13 protein-coding genes are annotated in these 14,987 nt (G+C 67.4%); 7 read left to right on the top strand and 6 right to left on the bottom strand.

The window, feature by feature from the left end; translation table 11 throughout:
- Nucleotides 1–8: 8 nt before the first annotated feature.
- Together BQ2383_RS00870 and BQ2383_RS00865 are read right to left on the bottom strand one after the other, a co-directional pair.
- A complete protein-coding gene (locus tag BQ2383_RS00870) occupies nucleotides 9–2,501 on the bottom strand; it encodes a glycoside hydrolase family 2 protein (protein WP_244175844.1) in 2,493 nt (830 codons plus the stop codon).
- Nucleotides 2,502–2,688: 187 nt separating this feature from the next.
- On the bottom strand, nucleotides 2,689–4,080 hold the full coding sequence (locus BQ2383_RS00865) for an alpha-L-fucosidase (RefSeq protein ID WP_167381507.1): 1,392 nt from the start codon (nucleotides 4,078–4,080) through the stop codon (nucleotides 2,689–2,691).
- Between the two features lie 202 nt (nucleotides 4,081–4,282).
- On the opposite strand from BQ2383_RS00865, the gene BQ2383_RS00860 reads away from it, so the two are divergent.
- From BQ2383_RS00860 to BQ2383_RS00845, 4 genes are all read left to right on the top strand, one after another.
- Nucleotides 4,283–5,533, top strand: a complete 1,251-nt coding sequence (locus tag BQ2383_RS00860) for an ABC transporter substrate-binding protein (protein ID WP_208617597.1) — start codon at nucleotides 4,283–4,285, stop codon at nucleotides 5,531–5,533.
- A 60-nt stretch (nucleotides 5,534–5,593) separates the two neighbouring features.
- Nucleotides 5,594–6,469 carry a carbohydrate ABC transporter permease gene (locus BQ2383_RS00855; RefSeq protein ID WP_029264277.1) on the top strand — a complete coding sequence of 292 codons (876 nt, stop codon included), beginning with the start codon at nucleotides 5,594–5,596 and terminating at the stop codon, nucleotides 6,467–6,469.
- Between the two features lie 4 nt (nucleotides 6,470–6,473).
- Nucleotides 6,474–7,343, top strand: a complete 870-nt coding sequence (locus BQ2383_RS00850; RefSeq protein ID WP_091027765.1) for a carbohydrate ABC transporter permease — start codon at nucleotides 6,474–6,476, stop codon at nucleotides 7,341–7,343.
- 76 nt (nucleotides 7,344–7,419) lie between these two features.
- Nucleotides 7,420–8,448, top strand: a complete 1,029-nt coding sequence (locus BQ2383_RS00845) for a LacI family DNA-binding transcriptional regulator (RefSeq protein WP_167381506.1) — start codon at nucleotides 7,420–7,422, stop codon at nucleotides 8,446–8,448.
- Nucleotides 8,449–8,572: 124 nt separating this feature from the next.
- Here BQ2383_RS00845 and BQ2383_RS00840 read toward each other — a convergent pair whose 3' ends face one another.
- The 3 genes from BQ2383_RS00840 to BQ2383_RS00830 form a co-directional block, all read right to left on the bottom strand.
- Nucleotides 8,573–9,691 carry a hypothetical protein gene (locus tag BQ2383_RS00840; protein ID WP_091027758.1) on the bottom strand — a complete coding sequence of 373 codons (1,119 nt, stop codon included), beginning with the start codon at nucleotides 9,689–9,691 and terminating at the stop codon, nucleotides 8,573–8,575.
- Nucleotides 9,678–10,304 carry an RNA polymerase sigma factor gene (locus BQ2383_RS00835; protein ID WP_205829424.1) on the bottom strand — a complete coding sequence of 209 codons (627 nt, stop codon included), beginning with the start codon at nucleotides 10,302–10,304 and terminating at the stop codon, nucleotides 9,678–9,680. The genes BQ2383_RS00840 and BQ2383_RS00835 overlap by 14 nt, the downstream gene beginning before the upstream one ends.
- A 68-nt stretch (nucleotides 10,305–10,372) precedes the next feature.
- Entirely contained in the window at nucleotides 10,373–11,158 is a 786-nt protein-coding gene (locus tag BQ2383_RS00830; protein ID WP_091027753.1) for an NAD-dependent epimerase/dehydratase family protein, read from the bottom strand.
- A gap of 201 nt (nucleotides 11,159–11,359) precedes the next feature.
- On the opposite strand from BQ2383_RS00830, the gene BQ2383_RS00825 reads away from it, so the two are divergent.
- Entirely contained in the window at nucleotides 11,360–12,154 is a 795-nt protein-coding gene (locus BQ2383_RS00825; RefSeq protein ID WP_091027749.1) for an SDR family NAD(P)-dependent oxidoreductase, read from the top strand.
- A 25-nt stretch (nucleotides 12,155–12,179) separates the two neighbouring features.
- On the opposite strand, the gene BQ2383_RS00820 is transcribed toward BQ2383_RS00825, so the two are convergent.
- Nucleotides 12,180–13,046: an AraC family transcriptional regulator gene (locus BQ2383_RS00820; RefSeq protein ID WP_167381505.1), complete on the bottom strand. Its 867-nt coding sequence runs from the start codon at nucleotides 13,044–13,046 to the stop codon at nucleotides 12,180–12,182.
- Between the two features lie 158 nt (nucleotides 13,047–13,204).
- On the opposite strand from BQ2383_RS00820, the gene BQ2383_RS00815 reads away from it, so the two are divergent.
- Both BQ2383_RS00815 and BQ2383_RS00810 read left to right on the top strand, forming a co-directional pair.
- Nucleotides 13,205–14,140: a carbohydrate ABC transporter permease gene (locus tag BQ2383_RS00815; protein WP_231481646.1), complete on the top strand. Its 936-nt coding sequence runs from the start codon at nucleotides 13,205–13,207 to the stop codon at nucleotides 14,138–14,140.
- Nucleotides 14,137–14,961, top strand: coding sequence for a carbohydrate ABC transporter permease (locus tag BQ2383_RS00810; RefSeq protein ID WP_197021093.1), 825 nt, complete (start codon nucleotides 14,137–14,139; stop codon nucleotides 14,959–14,961). Before BQ2383_RS00815 ends, BQ2383_RS00810 begins: the two co-directional genes overlap by 4 nt.
- The last annotated feature ends 26 nt before the right edge of the window (nucleotides 14,962–14,987 follow it).

The raw sequence follows: 14,987 nt of genomic DNA, 5'->3' as shown, positions 1-14,987 counted from the left end.
GCCGGGTGCTACCGCCCGCCGACCAGCTGGTTCCCGGAGCGCGCGACCAGCGGACCGAGAACGGTGGCGGCGTCGAGCTCGGCCACGCCGTCGATGCGGAACGCCGTACGCTCGCCCGGAAGCAGGGTCACCAGGCCGCGGTCGACTCGGGCGTCGGGAGACAGCCGGTCGACGAGCAGGGTGAGGTCGCGCACCAGTGCGCCCGCCGTGGCGGTCACCAGGTGCCCGCCACCGTCGATGCGTTCCACCTCGGCGGTGAGGCGCGGCTCGGCGAGGGCGCTGTCGCGGGGCTCGGCGAACCACCAGAGCCCGCGGGCTCCGGACGCTTCGGCGACGATCAGCTCGGCGGAAGCGTCACCGGGCGTGGCGACGGCATCCGGAATCGCAACGCGCGTCGACTCCCGCGGAGCGATCGACACCGCCACCTCGACCGAGGCATGCACCGTGCCGTCGAAGCCGATCCGTCGCAGGGAGAGGGTGTCCGACCAGGAGTCATCGGTGTCGTTGTGCAGCACGGCTTCGAGGCCGTCGCCCGAGGGCTGCACCGTCACCACGCGGGGTTCGAAGGCGTTCTTGATGGCGAAGAGCAGCGGCTTCTCGCATCCGTCGCCGTCGATCGCCGCCCACGAGGTCACGGGCCAGCAGTCGTTGAGCTGCCACACGATCGCGCCGGCATTGTGCGGGGCCAGTGAGCGGAACCAGTCGAGCGCGAAACCCACCGCATTCGCCTGATTGAGCTGCATGGCCCAGTGCCAGGTCTCGATGTCGTCGGGGATCGGATAGTGCGCGACCAGCCCGGAGCCCAGCTTCGCGTTCCCATCGGCGGCCTTCTGGTGCACGATCATGCCGGGGGAGTCGGGCGTGATCGGATCGTCCGAGATGGACCGCGTCAGTGTCGACCACGTGGGCGGCCCCTGCCACCCGAACTCGGCGACGAACCGGGGGCGATGGTTGCGGTACGTCGGCCAGTCCCGCCGGTTCCACTGCTCCCACAGGTGCATGGTGCCGTGCGCCTCGTCGTTCGGATGCGGGCCGGTCTGCTGACGCCCGTCCCACCCCGCGCCCGGGCTGAAGGGGCTTCCGGGTGCGTAGGGAACGTGCGGGGCGAGCTCGTCGATGATCGCCGGGAACAGCTCGTAGTAGTAGTGGGCGCCCCAGGTCTTGCCGTCGAGCAACGTCTTCCAGCCCCAGTCCTCATACCCCCAGGTGTTCTCGTTGTTGCCGGTGAGCAGAACGAGTGAGGCGCGGTGGGCGAGGCGTGCGACGTTCTCCCGCGCTTCCGCCTCGATCTCGGCGCGCAGCGGATCCTCCTCCGCGTACGCGGCGCAGGCGAACAGGAAGTCCTGCCAGACCAGCAGGCCGAGCTCGTCGGCGAGATCGTAGAAGTCCTCGGACTCGTAGATTCCGCCGCCCCAGACGCGGACCAGGTTGAGGTTCGCCGCCTTCGCCTGCTCGAGCCGGGTGCGATACCGATCCCGGTAGACCCGGCTCGGGAACGCGTCGTCGGGAATCCAGTTCACGCCCTTCACGTAGATCGGTCGGTCGTTCACGAACAGGGTGAACGGTGTGCCGGATGCATCCGCGGTGGTGTCCCAGCGCAGGTCGCGGAACCCGACGCGTCTGGTCGCGGAGTCCAGCGCCGTGCCATCGGCCAGGAGGGCGATCTCGACGTCGTACAGCGGCTGGGCGCCATGGCCGGCGGGCCACCAGCGCTCCGCATCGCTCACCCGGACCTCGATCTCACCCGACGTCTCCGAGGCGGCGATCGGAACCGTCCGGACGGTCCCCGCGACCTCGACCGTCAGCTCGAGCGGGAGTGCCGAGGCGCGCTCGACCTCGACGGCGACGCGCACCGTGCCCTCCGTGCCGTCCGGTGTCGCGTGGACGCGGACGTCGCTCAGGCGGGCGTCGGACCAGGACTCCAGACGCACCTCGCGCCAGATGCCGCTCGAGTAGGTGGCGATGCCCCAGTCCCACCCGAAGCTGCACGCCGACTTGCGCAGGGCGTTGAACGGCGAGGGGTACGGACGCGGTCGCGCACCGAGCGCCACGCTCTGCGCGTCGGCGTACCGGACCGGGCTGCGGAAGGCGACGGTGACCGTGTTGTCGCCGGTGGTGAGCAGGTCGGTCACGTCCAGTCGATAGGAGCGATGCTGGTTGGCGACCTCGGCGATCACACTCCCGTTCACGGTGACGGTCGCCACGGTGTCGAGCCCGTCGAACACGAGCTCGTGACGATCGGCCGCCTGCTCATCCGGCTCGAGCGCGAGGCTGCCCTCGTAGGTCCAGTCCACGAGGCCGATCCACGCGAGGGCGGATTCATTGTCGTCGAGGTACGGGTCGGGGATGAGGCCCGCCCGCAGCAGGTCGAGATGCACCACACCGGGGACGACGGCGGGGATCCACGCATCGGCCACCTGTGCGGGTCCGCCGTTCGGGCGGACGCGCCAGCCCTCGGCGAGCGGACGGCGGATGAGGGGAAGGGTGGACGCGACGCTCACGGGACGGCTCCTGCTTCGACGCCTCTGCAGTTCCCACTCTGGAAGGAGCATGAAGGCGACGGGGGTGGGGGATGGTGACGGCATCCAGCTTCGCAGCTTCGTCGACCGGGAGACGGATTTGCGGGACGAGTCGGGCGAAGACGCGCGAGTCCACCCGATCCCGGCCGGCGCCATCACTCCGAGAGGACTACCCGGCAGATCCTGGTGCCGGCTTTTCTCCGCGGCTGCCCGCGGAGACCGGCGCGAACCGATCGGTCCCCGCTGTGCCCGCGCGGAAACGGATGCGGATCACCGGGAGCGGGCCCATCGGCCGATCCTGCGGGATCGAGATGACCAGGTTCCCCCAGGGGTCGTCGTCCCGGGCGTGCGCGGGATCGACGATGGCTCGGAAGTCGAGGTCTTCCCCCGTCGTCAGGAGTTCCACGCCGAGCACGGACTGAGGTCGAATGCCGCGCACGGTGGCGGTCTCGTCCGGCCAGGCGACGAGGTGCAGGTACAGGGCGTTCTCGTTCATCGTCGTCGGACCGTAGAACTGCCACGGTTCCAGCCCCGGTCGAGCGCCGATCACGCTCTCGCGATGGGTGCGCATCCAACCGGCGATCTCGTGGAGCGACTTCTCCTCTTCGGGTGGCAGAGCACCGGTGCTGCTCGGCCCCACGTTCAGCAGGAGCGAGCCGCCGTTGGCGACACAGTCGACGAGCGTCCGGATCAGGTGCGCGGTGGTCTTGTAGTCGTGGTCGCTCGGGTCCCATCCCCACGTGTCGTTCATGGTGATGCACGCTTCCCAGGCGTCGCTGAGAAGCTCCGCAGGGATCGACTGCTCCGGCGTCACGTAGTCACCGATTCCGGGGAGGCGGTCGTTGAGGACGATGTCCGGCTGATGGGAGCGGATGTGCCTTTCCAGTTCCGCGCTGTCCCATTCCCCCTCGGTGCGCTCCCACCCGCCGTCGAACCAGAGCAGATCGATCGGCCCGTAGTTCGTGAGCAGCTCGCTGAGTTCGGCCTTCATCCCTTCGCGGAATCTCGTCCACTGTTCGGGGGTCGCGCGCGGGTACTCCTCGAACGCGTACGGTGCGAACTCGGCGCGCCATGCCGGGTAGTCGGGATCCGACCAGTCGGACACTGAGTAGTAGAAGCCGATGCGCAGTCCTGCCTCCCGGAAGGCATCCACGTAGTCGCGGACGAGATCGCCTCCGCGAGCTCCATAGGGAGATGTGGAGATGTTCAGCGGTGTCGCCTCGCTCGGCCAGGACGCCCAGCCCGAGTGATGCTTCGTGGTGAAGACGGCGTACTGCATCCCCGCATCCCTCGCTGCCTGTGCGATGGCGCGAGGATCCCACTCCCGAGGGTCGAATTCGTCGGCGTGCCGGAAGTAGTCGACCGCACTTCGTGCGTGCACACCCGTGCCGTCATCGCTGGTGAGCCCGACCATCGGCCAAGACAGATCGACGCCGAGTCGGCTCGCCTGGTCGAAGTGGATGAAAAGCCCGAACGAGGCGGAACGGAACCAGTCGAGGCGGGAACGGCGGGGGGAACCCACGGCGGCAGATGCCGGAATGGGAGGCGTGGCGATGGGCATCTGCTTCTCTTCGTCCAGGGCGTGATCAGGGTCGGATCGCCCGCAGATGCGAGCACTTGACAAGGCGACGCGCATCAATTTACGCTCGCCAGCAACGTTAGGCAACCGGTTACCTAAATATCGGTGCGGTGATGGGACAACCATCGACAACGTCCTCGCGTCCCGATAAGTAGATCCTTCAATGAAGAAGTCGCAGCAGCGAATGATTCGTTCCGCCAGTGCCTTCACCGCCCTCGTGACGGCACTGGCTCTGGCCGGTTGTTCATCCGGCGATTCGTCGATCACGACCGACGACGGCCGGACCGTTCTCACGGTGTACGGCTGGAAGGGCGGCGAAGGCGAGCCGGCGAACGTCGCCGAGATCAACGCGGCTTTCGAGAAGGCGAACCCCGACATCAAGCTCGAGTTCGAGGCGATCCCCGCGAACGAGGCCTATTCGCAGCGCGTGCAGCCTGAGCTGCTGGCCGGCAATGCCGCCGACGTGATCATGCTGGACAGCAATCTTCTCGCGACATGGGGGAAGTCCGGATACCTCGCAGACCTGTCCTCGGCGTCCTGGGCCGACGACATCACCCCCGAGGTCGAGAGCTTCGCGACCTATGACGACGCCGTGCTCGCCATGCCCATGGAGGCCATCGGTGTCGGTCTGTACTCGAACATGGAACTGCTGAGCGAGGTCGGTGTGAACGAGGTGCCGAAGGACTGGGAGAGCTTCCTCGACGCGCTCGCCAAGGTGAAGGCTGCCGGCCACGACCCGATCACTCTTCCCGACAAGGCCGGGTGGACGGGCGCGATGGCGCTGCTGAACGCTGCGGCCACGACCGTCGACAAGGGCTGGGACGAAGAGTTCTCCGAGGGTGATGCGAGCTTCTCGGACTGGAAGCCGGCGGTCGAGCAGCTGCTCGACCTGCAGGAGCAGGGCTTCATCGATTGGAAGACCGAGCTCGGCGAAGACGAATGGTCGCAGGGCGCAGACGACTTCACGGCGGGTGACACGGGCTTCTGGCTCCAGGGCGCCTGGAACCTCGGCGGCGTCGCCGAAGCCGGAATCAAGAGTCAGTTCACGGCCTGGCCGGGTGGGGAGCCGGGCGTCGACCCGAACGAACTGCTGTTCGTGGGGACGATGTGGGGCGTCAACGAGGCATCCCCGGTGAAGGACGCCGCGGAGAAATACGTGGACTTCTGGTCTCAGCCCGAGAACCTCGATCTGTTCCTCCAAGCGGAGAACGCGATCTCTCCGTTCGAATCGGGCACCAGCCCGAAGAACGACGCGACGGGCGAGTTCCTCGCGTCCTACGAGGCAGGGAACTACCGCTTCATGCAGACGAACACCTGGATGGCGGGCGACGTGCAGACGCAGATGGGCTCTCGCCTGCAGGCGCTGTTCCTCGGTGAGATCACGACCGACGAGTTCCTCGACGAGATGGACGGGATCGCGAAGAAGGCGGATTAGTCCCGTTCCTGGTGCGGTCGCCCTCTCCGGTGGCCGCACCGCTCTCGCTGAAGGATTGTCATGATCTCCAAACGTCCCCTCGTCGCTCTCGGGTTCCTTCTTCCCGCGCTCGTCGTCTACGGGCTCCTCATCCTCTACCCGCTGGTCAACGGCCTCTGGCTCAGCTTCACGGACAGCAGCGGGGGTCCGCGGGCGAACTTCGTCGGTCTCGAGCAGTATTCACGACTGTTCACCGACGGGGAGGTCATCCGAGCAGTCGGCACGACCGTGCTCTACGCCGTCATCGTCGTCGTCCTGCAGAACCTCTTCGGGTTGCTCCTGGCCAGAGCGCTCTACAACCGGCCGCGGATCCGCAAACCGGTCAGCGTCCTCATCCTCATGCCGACGCTCGTCGCCCCGGTGATGGCATCGTTCATCTTCTCGTATCTCTACGCACCGGATGGAACGATCAACGAGGTGCTCCGCGCCCTCGGGCTGGACTCCCTCACCCGCATCTGGCTGGGCGAGACGAGCACAGCACTCGGCGCGGTGGCTCTGGTCAACATCTGGATGTTCGCCGGCTACTCCGCGGCGATCTTCCTCGCCGGATACCTCGCGTTACCCGCCGATGTCCTCGAAGCGGCCGACCTCGACGGTGCGACGGGATTCCGCCGATTCCGCACGATCGAATGGCCTCTCCTCGCCCCCTCGCTCACGGTGAACATCACGCTCTCCCTCATCGGCTCGCTGAAGGTGTTCGAGTTCCCGTTCGTGCTGACAAACGGCGGCCCGGCGGGATCCACCACCACGCTCACCCTCCTCGTCTACCGCAAGGTCTTCGGCGGGGCGGGCGAGTTCGCCTACGGAGTGACGATCGCGGTCCTCCTCCTCGTCATCGTCGTCGTGCTCAGCAGCGTCGCCACGTCCGTTCTGCGCATGCGCGAGAAAAGGATCTGAATCCATGTCCGCATCTCTCCCCGCCCCGGCCCGGTCACGCGACCACCGCCTGTGGAACGCCGGCAAACGCCGGCTCGGCGACATCGGGCTCATCATCGGCGTCGCACTGCTCGTGACCCCGTTCGCGTTCGCCGTGCTGACCGCGATCCGACCGGCCGCTGACGTGTCGGCGAATCCGCTCGGCTGGCCCGAACACCTCACGCTCGACAACGTCGTGGATGCGTTCCAGCGCATCAACTACGCGCAGAGCGTCGCGAACACCCTCATCATCCTGGTGTGCTCCTGCGTGCTGACCGTCGCCTTCGGCGCCATGGCCAGCTACCCGCTGAGCCGGATCGGGCGCTCCTGGACGAACACCACCTACCGCGTGTTCATCATCGGGACCACCATCCCGATCTATGTGCTCATCGCACCGCTGTACCTGATGATCCGGGATCTGCACATCCTGGGCACGCATCTCAGCGTGATCCTCGTCTACACGGCCATGAACCTTCCGATCGCCGTGTTCTTCTACACCAGCTTCATGCGCCAGGTGCCGACCGAGCTGGAGGAGGCCGCGGCGATCGATGGTGCGGGTCCGCTGCGGATCTTCTTCGTCGTGATCTTCCCACTGCTCGCGCCCGTGACCGCGACGCTGGTGACGTTCATCAGCCTGGTCGTGTGGAACGACCTCATCGTTCCTCTCGTGTTCCTCCAGGGCGAGCAGAACCGCACGATCATGGCGAACGCCTATGCCCTGATCGACCCGAACACGGTGGAGCCGACGACGCTGTTCCCGGCGGCGCTTCTCGGCGTCCTGCCGCTGATCCTGGTGTTCAGCTTCCTGCAGCGCTACGTCGTCGCCGGCATGTCGGCGGGTGCCGTGAAGACCTGACCAGATGAGCGGTGCTCGGCGGCTCGTGGGATCCTGAGAGGATGAGGGATCGGGAAGGAGCGCGATGAGGCGGCCGGTGACCTTGAAGGATGTCGCGGCAGAGTCGGGTGTCTCTGTGCCCACGGCCTCGCGCGTGCTCAACGGCGGCGGACACGTATCCGTCGAGACGCGGCAGCGCATCCATGAGGCCGCGGCACGACTGGACTTCAGGCCCAATGCGCTCGCGCAGTCGTTCGCGCTCGGGCGCAGTTTCACGGTCGGTGTTCTCGCCCAGAAGGCATCCGGCAACTTCTCGACTCCGGTCATCACCGGGATCATCGCCGAACTCAGCAAGCACGACGTCGCCGTGCTCGTCTACGACGATGAGGACAACGCCGCTGCCCGGCCGGACAATCTCCGCACTCTGCAAGCCCGTCGAGTCGACGGGATCATCGTGGTGGGTGACGGCACGGACGTTCCGTTCCCCTCGATATCGGAGTCGTTCCAGACGCCGGTGATCCATGTCTTCGGAGTCTCGGACAACCCCGAGGACACGTGCTTTCTCCCGGACGATGCGCAGGCAGGGCGCCTGGCCGCCGCGCACCTCCTTCGCCAGGGGAGAACGAGGATCGCGCATGTGACCGCGATGGAGTATTCGCGGGCGGTCCAGGATCGTCTGAGCGGTTTTCGTGCCGAGCTCGCCGCAGCCGGCATCGAGATCGCGCTGTCGGAACCCCTGTTCGGTGACTGGACCATTCCGTGGGGCTACCGGGCCGGTCTTGAGCTGCTCGAACGGCGGGGCGAGTTCGACGCCGTGTTCTGCGGCAACGACTACATCGCTCTGGGCGTCACCCGTGCGTTCGAACAGGCCGGGGTCCGGGTCCCGGAAGACGTCGCACTGGTCGGCTACGACAACTGGTCGAAGTACAGCGGGAGCCCCGATCGATTCCTCACCTCGGTGGATCCTCAGCTGAACAGCCTGGGGCGAGTGGCAGCCGAGGCATTGCTGGCGGACGACCCCGCAGCCCGGCAGCCGGGCGTCAGCTATCAGCCGTGCGTCCTCGTTCCGGGCATGTCGTCAGGAGCGGTCGCCTCCGACGGGCTGGGCGCGATCGCGCTCAGATGAGCGTGTGAAGCGGAGGAGCCGGTGAACCCGTCCTCGCGCTGAGACGCGGGCAACCGTGCCGTGAACGGCGACGTGCCCTCCTCACCCGGCATCGCGGATGAGAAGGGCACGAGGGGCGGACGCGTCAGTCCGCAGGTGCAGTCGTGAAGGATGCGGAGAAGTCCGCCACTCCCTCCGGCAGGAACGGTGCCGTTCCGACCTCGACGAGCGGGTCGTCCTTCGTGTGGTTGCTCCACGGCGCCGGGAGCACGCGGAGCAGGAACTTCTCGATCTTGACGATGGCGCCCGCCTCGGGGTTGACCGTCAGTCGGAACCGGGCGTCGTCGGTCTCGTAGACGAGCACTTTGTCGGCGGTGGCGCCGTCTTCGACGGTGATCCCGTCGGCCAGCGCGAGCGCCTCGAGGAACGTCGCTCGATACTCGGGGGATGCCGTCAGGATGGGCACCGAATGCCCGAGCTCGTTCAGCATGTGCTCGGCGGCCGGTATCGCGAGCCGCTCCTCGATGCTCGCGTACAGCCCGTTGGTCTCGGGCTCGCCGTCCTGGGGCATCTTCGCCGCGGCAGCCTTCTCAGCGACGAGCTGCGATTCCATGCCACGCTCCCACGCGGCGAGGAATGCCGCCGGGTCGGCGGGGAAGTCCGTGGGGGAGACGGGAAGCGTCGCATCGCCCGCGCCCGGCTCGACCTCGGTTGACGTTGCAGGAGCCGCGCCGATCGGATATGCCGCGCCGTAGTAGCCCGTCCACGCCCGCTCGACCTTTGCCTCGTTCCCGAACAGCTCCGCGGCATGGAAATCGGTGCGGCCGGTGAGCGAGTATGTGCCGTCGGTCGCGCTGAGATAGGTCGCGCTCGACTCGGTGAGGACGGCGGCCGTCGCATCCGTCCTGAGGTTCCCGAACGGCAGGAACTTCTCGTTCGGGCCGCCGATCATGCCCAGGTGCCGCGTCGTGATCGTCACTTCCATCGGCGCGGCGACGGCGGCGCGGATGGAGGCCGCGGTCTCGTTGAGGTACGTCGATGCTGAGGCCGCCTGCGGCTGGCCGACGACTCCCGGGGGAGTGAGGACGGTGGCTGTCACCGCCACCGCGGCGACGGCCGTGCCTGCCAGTGCCACCGCGACGATGCGTCCGACGGGGCGTCGGCGTCGCGACCGGGCGATCTCCTGGTGGAGGGCGCGACGGGGAGCCTGCGAAGACGCGGGGTAGGTGGGCTTCATCTCGCGCACCGTGTCAAGGATGTCCATGGATGATCTCTTTCTCAGCAAGTCGGATGTGTGCGGTCGCGGGCCGGGGCTCATGGGGAACCTTCGGCGGTGGCGACGGCGGTGGGGCCGCGAGTTTGGTGCGGATGCGGCTCAGTCTCGATCGGACGGTGCCGACGGGGATCCGCAGCGCGGCGGCGATCTGCTCGTAGGTGAGGTCTCCCCACGCGTGCAGGAAGAGCACTTCCCGATCGCGGGCGGAGAGGGCTGCGATCCGCGGATAGAGGCGCTCGATCTCACCGGCCGCATCGAGCTGTGCAGTCGATCGATCGTGGTCGTCCGCGGCGATCGGGTCGCTCTGGGCGACGGACGCCTGCAGAGCTCGCCAGTGCTGGGCCTGTGCGCGGCGATGCTGGCCGAGGACGTTCGTCGCGATGCCCATCAGCCACGGCAGCGCCGATGGCCGGGACATGTCGTAGCGCCCGCGCTTGCGGAACGCGATCAGGAAGGTCTCGCTCACGACGTCGTCTCTCGCCGCCGGTCCGACGCGGCGCGCGACATAGCCGGAGACCGCGTCGATATGTCGTTCGAAGATCTCGGAGAATCGCTCCGCGGCGTCGAACGATTCACGGATGATGTCGTTGTCGTTGCTCACACTGGTTATTCGTCTCCCGCCGGCATCCGGTTCCATCCCTCCCTGTGGGATCGAGCCGGGCCGCGCGATTACCGGCGCATCCGGTCGGTCGAGTACTCCGCACTCGCGTACGTCCCGCCCTGCGGCATCGACGCATCGAGCGGCTCTTCGGCACCCCAGTCGGCGGCATCGTCCTGCGGCGTGAAGCCGATCGACGCTCCCGCGTCGAGATCCCACCAGCGCGTCGTGTTCGCGGACACGGCGTAGAAGACGGCCGTGTGCTCGGTGGTGGTCATCGCGGCGAGGAACGCGCGCACCGCATCCGCAGGGCTGAGCCAGGTGCGCTGTTCGCGCGCGGACCCCGGTCGCTGCTCATAGCTGCCGATGCGCACCGAGACGGTGCTGATGCCGAACTTGTCGGCGTAGAGCCGGCAGAGCGCTTCGCCCGCCACCTTCGCCACCCCGTAGAAGCCGTCGGGCCGGGGCGGCATCTCCGGCGAGACGCGCTCGCCGGAGGGATACATCCCTGTCAGGCGGTTGCTGCTCGCGAAGACCACTCGGGGAACTCCGGCACGTCGAGCGGCCTCCAGGACGTGGTAAGTCCCGACGATGTTCACCTCGGCCAGGTCGTGGAAGTCAGCCTCGTCGGCGATCCCGCCGAGATGGATGACGCCGTCGGCGCCGGCGAACAGCTCGACGAGTGACTCCAGGTCGCCGAGGTCCATCTCCGTGACGGAGTCATCGGGGCCGACCGGCGACGTCGGGCGGATGTCGGTGGACACCAGCTCGACCTGCTGTTCCGCGAGGGCGGCGCGCAGCGCTGATCCGATGGTTCCCGCAGCACCCGTGACGACCCAACGGCTTCCAGTGATCATGGTCGGATGCTACCCGCGGTTCGAGGGGTGGCGGCCGGATCGTGGAGCATCCGAGCGGCCGCGGGCTAGCGTGGGGCTCACCCTCGGCAGTGTTCGAGGCTGATCCGCTTGCGCTGACGACCACCCTCCCGGCTATGCTCGTGATTGCTATAGCAAACGGGAAGTGCATCCGACCCACTTCAGCGCCGAGAGGGACACATCATGACCGAATCCGCACGCAGCGTCGTGGTGACCGGCAGCGGAAAGGGCATCGGCCGCGCCATCGCCGAGCGACTCACCGCCGACGGATGGATCGTCGTGGGGCTGGAGCGGTCTCCGGGATCGGGCACGCTCGAGGAGGGGATCGTGGCCGAGGTCGTTCTCGGTGACGCCTCCGACCGCGCCGTCCACCAGCGGGCCGCAGAGGCAGCGATCGCACGGGCGCCCCTGGCCGGTTGGGTGAACAACGCCGGCATCACAAAGCACACCCCGCTGCACGAGCTCGACGAGAGCGTCGTGCGCGAGGTCCTCGACATCAACGGCTTCGGATACATCTGGGGCTGCTCGACCGCAGTATCGGCCTTCATCGATCAGGGCCTCGCCGGGGCGATCGTCAACGTCGGCTCGATCCACGGCCGCGCCAGCCACCCCGACCACGCGGCCTACGAATTCACCAAGGGCGGCATCGACGCGCTGACCCGCAGCGTGGCGGTGAGCTACGGCCGACTCGGTATCCGTGCCAACACCGTGGCTCCCGGCGGTGTGCGCACCCCGCACCTCGAAGCGAAGATCGCCGCAGCCCCCGACCCCGCCGCCGAAGAGCGTGGACTCGCCGAAGGGCCGCCGATGGGACGCATCGCCCGATCCGAAGAGGTGGCCGCGGTGACCGCGTTCCTGCTCTCCGACGAGGCTCCGTACCTGAGCGGCGAATCGATCGCGGTGGACGGGGCGTGGACGGCATCCTTCGGCGATGTCGATGTCGACCCGACGCTGGCCGCCCGGTTCCGGCGGGCGTGAGCGCCGGCGGGGAGACGCGGGCGACTCAGCGGAGGATCGCGGCGTCGTCGCGCTGAAAGCGGCTCCGGTACTCGCTGGGAGTGAGGCCGTAGAGCGCGCGGAAGCGCCGGCTCGCATAGTTCGCGTCGTCCCATCCGACGGTTTGGCCGACCTCGGAGACGCTCTTGTCGGTGAGAGCGAGCTGCGTCGCGGCCGCTTCGCCCCGTGCGCGGGTGAGCCACGCCATGGGGGAGATGCCGACATGCGTCTTGAACACCCGATGCACCACCGCGGGCGAGAAGTTCGCGACCCTGCTCAGGTCGGCGATCGTCCAGCGGGCGCTGAGATCGTCCTGCATGAGATTCATCATCGTGATGACCGAGCGCGCGATCGTGCTATCCGTCGCCGGCTGCGGGGAGAGCGCGAGGGTGCTGAAGGAGTCGAGCACGCAGGTCGCCAGACCGATCAGTGTGGGCGCGTGAACCGTGCGCGAGTGCTGCGTGATCTGCTCGAGCCAGCTCAGCACCCGCGCGCACGACTCCTCGTCGAACTCGCCGAGATTGGGTTCGCCGCCGAGCAGAGCGCGCGCCAGATCGGGATACTCGACGATCCAGGAGAGCTCGCGAAGCAGGAGCTCCGGAGCCAGATAGAGGTTGAAGGTCCACAGCTCATCGGTGTCACGATAGGCATGCCAGGAGCCCGGACGGATGATGATGACCGACCCGCGCGCGATGGGCAGACGCCCCTCACGTGTCACGTGCACCCCGGTTCCCCGGGACACCACCGCGATCTCCAGGTAGTCGTGGGTGTGCTCGGGGATGCCGCCCAGAGCGGGCACGTCGTTCGAGGCGATGGGGAGGGCGCCGGCGCGGAAGACCTCGTAGCGCTGGATGGAGGGGTAACGGACGACCACCACCCCACACTGACATAGCGGACCTCATCGGAGAAGACACCCGCGAGGATCGTGCTAGTGATGAACAGCATCGTGCTGGCAGCGGCACGGAGCGCCGGACAGGATTGTCGATATCCCCCGCTGGGCGACGACGCGAGAACTCAGGGAGCAGTACACGCATGTTCAATGCCGAACAGAAGACCGCACCACCGATGAGGAGTGCCTTCGCACCCGCTCGTCGACGGCGGTGGCGTGGTGCCCACGTTCCGCTCTGGTTCATCGTTCCCGCGCTCCTCCTCTACGCCTTCGTCACACTCGTGCCCTCGGCGCGCGGCACCGTCTTCGCCTTCTCGGACTGGGACGGGATCAGCGCCGACTTCGACCTCATCGGGTTCGGCAACTTCGTCGAGGTGTTCACGGACCCGCTCGCGACAGCGGCCCTGGTGAACACGTTCGTGTTCGCCGCGGTCACGATGATCCTGCAGAACGGTCTCGGCCTGCTGCTCGCACTCGCGCTCAACACAGTCGTCAAGAGTGGCGGGCTGCTGCGCACGATCTTCTTCGCCCCGGTGGTCCTGACCCCGCTCGTGTGCGGATACATCTGGAGCTACCTCCTCGCGCCGACTGGCGGCGTCAACGCCGTGCTCGGAGCCCTCGGACTCGACTCGCTGCAGCAGAACTGGCTGGGCGATCCGCAGTTCGCGCTCGGCGCCGTCTGCGTCGCGTACCTGTGGCAGTTCACGGGCTTCTCGATGGTCATCTATCTCGCAGGTCTCAAGGCGCTGCCCTCCGAGGTGATCGAGGCCGCCGTGATCGACGGTGCGGGTCCCGTGCGCCGATTCTTCTCCGTCGTGCTGCCGCTCATCAACGGAGCGGTCGTCATCAACCTGCTCCTGACGCTCATCAACGGCCTCGCCCAGTTCGACCAGGTGTACGCGATGACCGGCGGCGGACCTGCTCGGGCCACGGAGACCATCTCGACCGTCGTGTACAAGGTCGGATTCCAAGGAGGCGACGTGCCCTACGCCACCGCGCTCGCCACGGTGATGGCGATCGTCGTCGCGGTGCTCGCCACAGTCCAATACCGCCTCACTTCGAAGCAGGTCGACCGATGATCAACCGATACACGGGGCGCACCCTCACGCTCGAGATCGCACTGTGGGCAGTCGCGGCCGTCTTCCTGCTGCCGCTCTTCGCCCTCGTCAACCTCTCGCTCAAGGCACCGCACAACCCGACCGGCGCGTTCGTCATCTCGGGCCAGTACAGCGTTGAGAACTTCGGCCGCGCGTGGGAGGACGGCCACCTGGGCGCCGCTCTCATGAACAGTGCCGTCGTGGCCGTGGTCAGCATCGTGCTGGTGCTCGTGGCGGCCTCGCTCGCCGCCTATCCGCTGGCGCGGCTCGGCTCCCGCTGGTCGCGGGGGATGTTCTACCTCTTCATGGTCGGGCTGGTCGTGCCCGCGCAGCTCGGCGTGCTGCCGCTGTTCCTGAGCATCCGCGACCTCGGCCTCAACGGCAGCCTGCTCTCGGTGATCCTCGCCGGGGCCGGCAGCTCGATCCCGTTCGCCGTGTTCATCATCACCATGTTCCTGCGCGAGAGCCCACGCGACTTCGAGGAGGCGGCATCCCTCGACGGATGCGGTCCGATCCGCACCTTCTGGCACATCGTGGTCCCGCTGCTGCGGCCCGCGATCGGCACCGTCGCCATCCTCAACGTGATCTCGATCTGGAACAGCTTCTTCATCCCGCTGCTGTTCCTCTCCGGAACCGGCAACGAGACACTGCCCGTGCGCATCAGCGGATTCGTGCGCACGTATCACGCCGACTGGCCGGCGGTCTTCGCCGCGCTCCTGATCTCAGCCGCCCCGATCCTGATCGCGTACTTCTTCCTGCAGAAGTACATCATCCAGGGATTCGCCGGCGGTCTGAAGGGCTGAACCCTCAGCCACCCCCTGCCCCACCC

This window comes from Microbacterium oxydans (assembly GCF_900095745.1).
GTDB lineage: Bacteria > Actinomycetota > Actinomycetes > Actinomycetales > Microbacteriaceae > Microbacterium > Microbacterium oxydans_B.
This window is presented reverse-complemented; position numbering and strand designations above follow the sequence as displayed.

Coding starts and splice junctions, on each gene's coding strand:
- BQ2383_RS00855 (WP_029264277.1), top strand. CDS start 5,594: ATGATCTCCAAACGTCCCCTCGTCGCTCTCGGGTTCCTTCTTCCCGCG.
- BQ2383_RS00850 (WP_091027765.1), top strand. CDS start 6,474: ATGTCCGCATCTCTCCCCGCCCCGGCCCGGTCACGCGACCACCGCCTG.
- BQ2383_RS00830 (WP_091027753.1), bottom strand. CDS start 11,158: ATGATCACTGGAAGCCGTTGGGTCGTCACGGGTGCTGCGGGAACCATC.
- BQ2383_RS00860 (WP_208617597.1), top strand. CDS start 4,283: ATGATTCGTTCCGCCAGTGCCTTCACCGCCCTCGTGACGGCACTGGCT.
- BQ2383_RS00840 (WP_091027758.1), bottom strand. CDS start 9,691: ATGGACATCCTTGACACGGTGCGCGAGATGAAGCCCACCTACCCCGCG.
- BQ2383_RS00815 (WP_231481646.1), top strand. CDS start 13,205: ATGTTCAATGCCGAACAGAAGACCGCACCACCGATGAGGAGTGCCTTC.
- BQ2383_RS00865 (WP_167381507.1), bottom strand. CDS start 4,080: ATGCCCATCGCCACGCCTCCCATTCCGGCATCTGCCGCCGTGGGTTCC.
- BQ2383_RS00810 (WP_197021093.1), top strand. CDS start 14,137: ATGATCAACCGATACACGGGGCGCACCCTCACGCTCGAGATCGCACTG.
- BQ2383_RS00825 (WP_091027749.1), top strand. CDS start 11,360: ATGACCGAATCCGCACGCAGCGTCGTGGTGACCGGCAGCGGAAAGGGC.